This window comes from Desulfocicer niacini (assembly GCF_054657595.1).
On record NZ_BAAHYK010000191.1, the window covers coordinates 1 to 395 of the forward strand.

The 395-nt window shown below is 43.3% G+C and carries 1 protein-coding gene and 1 pseudogene; both read left to right on the plus strand.

Annotation, left to right across the window (positions count from 1 at the left end; translation table 11 throughout):
• Positions 1-50 precede the first annotated feature (50 nt).
• Positions 51-272: a 4Fe-4S dicluster domain-containing protein gene (locus ACYQ2M_RS25330; protein ID WP_459919184.1), complete on the plus strand. Its 222-nt coding sequence runs from the start codon at positions 51-53 to the stop codon at positions 270-272.
• Positions 265-395: pseudogene (locus tag ACYQ2M_RS25335) on the plus strand (2-oxoacid:acceptor oxidoreductase subunit alpha); the annotation flags it as partial. The gene ACYQ2M_RS25330 and the pseudogene ACYQ2M_RS25335, both read left to right, overlap by 8 nt.

The following is a 395-nucleotide window of genomic DNA, read 5'->3' on the forward strand; positions in this document are numbered from 1 at the left end:
CATACTTATTAATGCCATAGAACGGCATGGACAGACACCAAGAGGAGTGTATGGCAAGGCTTAAACTAAAGGAACATGTGATAAACAGAGACTGGTGCAAGGGCTGTGGAATCTGCGTGGATTTCTGCCCCAAACAGGTTCTTGAACTTGATTCCAAGGAAAAAGTTATTGCAGTAAGACCAGAGGATTGCATCTGCTGTAAATTATGTGAATTAAGGTGCCCGGATCTTGCAATTGAGGTGCTTACAGACCAGGATGATAAAAATGACTGAAAAAATAAAATTTGTCCAGGGAAATGAGGCATGTGTGGAAGGGGCACTGTATGCAGGAGTGGATTTTTTTGCAGGTTACCCCATTACCCCTTCAACGGAAATTGCAGAGGTGTTGTCCAAACG

Coding starts and splice junctions, on each gene's coding strand:
- ACYQ2M_RS25330 (WP_459919184.1), top strand. CDS start 51: ATGGCAAGGCTTAAACTAAAGGAACATGTGATAAACAGAGACTGGTGC.